Source organism: Endozoicomonas sp. SESOKO3 (assembly GCF_024606255.1).
On the sequence record NZ_JAHHPR010000384.1, the window covers coordinates 1 to 2,643 of the forward strand.

Here is a 2,643-nt window from a genome sequence, read left to right on the forward strand (position 1 = left end):
TTGGAATGGGCTGGCCTTGTGATGAGCTTCCCGGTTATTCAGACAATCTGTCAGGATCGCACACCCTGTGCTCTGGCCAAAAGCATGCCAGGGCCTCGGCAGGTTACCTCCACAGAGGCTCAATATGTCTTCAAGAATCAGCGTGTAGACAGAAAAATCCGGGATGGTGGCGGGCTTACCGCTGGAGAGCCCGTGTCCGGGCAGGTCATAGGCCAGAACATTGAAGCCCTGTTCCAGGAGAAATCGGATGATTCGGGCGAAAAGCCCAACATGGTCGTAGTAACCGTGAAGAAGAAAAAAAGTGCCTCTGGAATCGGACTTCTCGAACAGATGACAGGCTACCTTGTAGTTGCAGCTGTCGATTGACCCCATAAAGTGGCGAACATCAGCTAACTTGGTTCCAAAATTGATACCATAGAAATCAAAGTATTCTTTGAAGTCCGGGTTCTGGTCGGCGTGTGAGCCCCGGGTTTCCAGGGGAAACACCAGAGGCTTGATCTGTTCCTTGAGGTTTTCAGGATTCAGCATAGGGGACTCTGTTCGTGAGTTGGGCTCAAGGCTCTCTTTTATCCTGAACGGCTTAGGGCCCTTCATCAGGCTTTTTCCAGATCCTCAAGCCTGACTTCCATTTCTTTCTCGGAAACGACTTCACAGACCGTCTCGCCTTGGGTATTTCTCTGCTTTCTGATGTATTGCACCAGAATCAGACCCCGTCTGGAACCGAGGTCAGCCATAAACGTCATCTCCAGTTGCTGATAGAGAGGATGGTTCATGATCACCTTGTCGCCTTTGTTGAAGCCAACAGCTTTGTTTGAGCCGGTGCCTTTACCTTCTGCATGGCTACTGAGTGTTTCGACAATTAACCGGATATCCTTGATCACTTCGTGACCGTTGGGGATAGGTTTTGGCAGTAGAGCCTGCACGTCCTGCTCCTTACTTTTGCCCAGGCGGCCATCCTTATGGAGCTGGCGGTTGATCCGGTTGAAGTAGACGATCTCGCTGACGCCACGGGTAGAACGGATCTTGTGATAGCGATCCAGATCCTTGAAATCCAGATAAAGAAACACATAGCCGGGAAAGAGCATCTCTTCCTTCAACAGGCCTTTGGTTCGAACCTTTACAACCGGGCAGTACGCATCAAAACCCTGGATTTCCAGGTTTTCCCAGGCTCTCTGCTCTTGGCGAGGTCTGGTTTTAAGCAGGTACCATCCCTCTTGCAAGCACTCTTGACTCTGCATACATATTCCCTGAATGCTTTTCTGCTGTGTAGAACAAAAGTACAAATCACCAGATGTCAGACTTTTCAAGGTTTACATCAGTAACGGCTATTGAACTGAATGGTCTACGATCTGAGCAGCTTTATCGCAATTTCTATTCAAAGTGCCTCATTATAATTCTCATGGTCGAACTATGCACCGCTTAAAATCCAGAGTCCCATATTTAACCAGACGATAACCAGAGCGGCTTTGGGGTAGCGTGACTCGCATTTGTGGAGAGACACTGCGGGACTGGGGACAAGGCTTGAATCCTCTTTTTTGGCAGGTGCTCTTTGATAACCATTGAACCCAATGAATCTCTGCGTTTCATCGGAGAGAAGGTATTCGACCAGAGTTTTGGCGGCGGCCTCATGCTCGGTAGCCTTGAGGATGACCAGCTCCTGAAGCAGTGGTGTGTAAAGTGACTGCGGGACTAGAGTTACACTCACTGGGAAAAGAATGCTATTGAAGTCGACTTCTTTCACCTGGGAAAAAGGCGCAAAACCAGCATCGGAAGAATTTTTTATATCGCTCCATGTTTCCCTGACATGCTCATTGTAAGAGAGCCTATCCTGATCTCTGATTATTCGGTAAAGATAATATTTTTGAAGGACGGACTTAGCGGCGTGCCGGTAGGGTGCACCTTCCCGGTCTGCAATGTGAATTGTTGGAGGGTTGTTATCTATAAGGTAGGTTTTTATGTCGTTGGGTTTTAACGGGCTCCGCTGACCGTGCCAGAATGCCAGCAAACCCTGGGCATAGATCTTCCTGGAATTTGCTAAAATCTTATCCATTTGTTCCAGTTTTGCCGTCTTTAAATTGTCAGCAGATAGAAACAGATCAAACTTCTGAGTGTTGTCACTAACCCGGTACCTCAGGTCTTGAGAACTGCCATAGTACAGTTCCAGGGTGTGACCATACCGTGACTGGAACTGCCCTTTCAGGCTTTCCAGAACATGTTGAAAGCTCGCTGCCACAGCAACCTTGATAGTGTCAGCGTCTGATAGGGGAGTAATGGTGAGTAGGCATCCAAAAATGAAAGTCAGAATCGGCAGGTCAGGAATGGCTTTCAATTTAGAGAAAGATTTTGGGTATCTTACAAAACGTGGGTGTCTAACAAAACGTAAGTGAAACAAGATTTTTCTCCACAACCCATTGAGCGAATTACAGAGCTTAGTTTAGGTTCCAGGAGGCTGACTGAGAATAGACTGCCCCACGCGGCAATTGCTCCAGCATTGCTCTAGCTCCTGCGCCCATGCAGCGGCAGCAAACTGGTCTGAAAATCCGCCTTTGTTCGTCAAATAGCTCGCTATTTTCCTCACAAAACCGAATTTTCGTCCTCAATTTTCTGCCGTCCTCGCTACGGGGTCGCCAAGACGGGGTCGCC

General features: G+C 48.4%; 3 protein-coding genes. All 3 read right to left on the reverse strand.

Going from position 1 to position 2,643, the window contains the following annotated elements:
- Window positions 1-594 (reverse strand): alpha/beta hydrolase (locus KDK18_RS06685; protein ID WP_257254096.1); only part of this gene is annotated, 594 nt, incomplete at its 3' end.
- Window positions 594-1,238 carry a transcription termination/antitermination NusG family protein gene (locus KDK18_RS06690; protein ID WP_257254097.1) on the reverse strand — a complete coding sequence of 215 codons (645 nt, stop codon included), beginning with the start codon at window positions 1,236-1,238 and terminating at the stop codon, window positions 594-596. The genes KDK18_RS06685 and KDK18_RS06690, both read right to left, overlap by 1 nt.
- A gap of 170 nt (window positions 1,239-1,408) precedes the next feature.
- Entirely contained in the window at window positions 1,409-2,392 is a 984-nt protein-coding gene (gene modA, locus KDK18_RS06695; protein ID WP_257254098.1) for a molybdate ABC transporter substrate-binding protein, read from the reverse strand.
- Window positions 2,393-2,643: the final 251 nt, after the last annotated feature.

Excerpts from the sequence above, each read along its gene's own strand:
- KDK18_RS06690 (WP_257254097.1), bottom strand. The coding sequence starts at position 1,238 with ATGCAGAGTCAAGAGTGCTTGCAAGAGGGATGGTACCTGCTTAAAACC.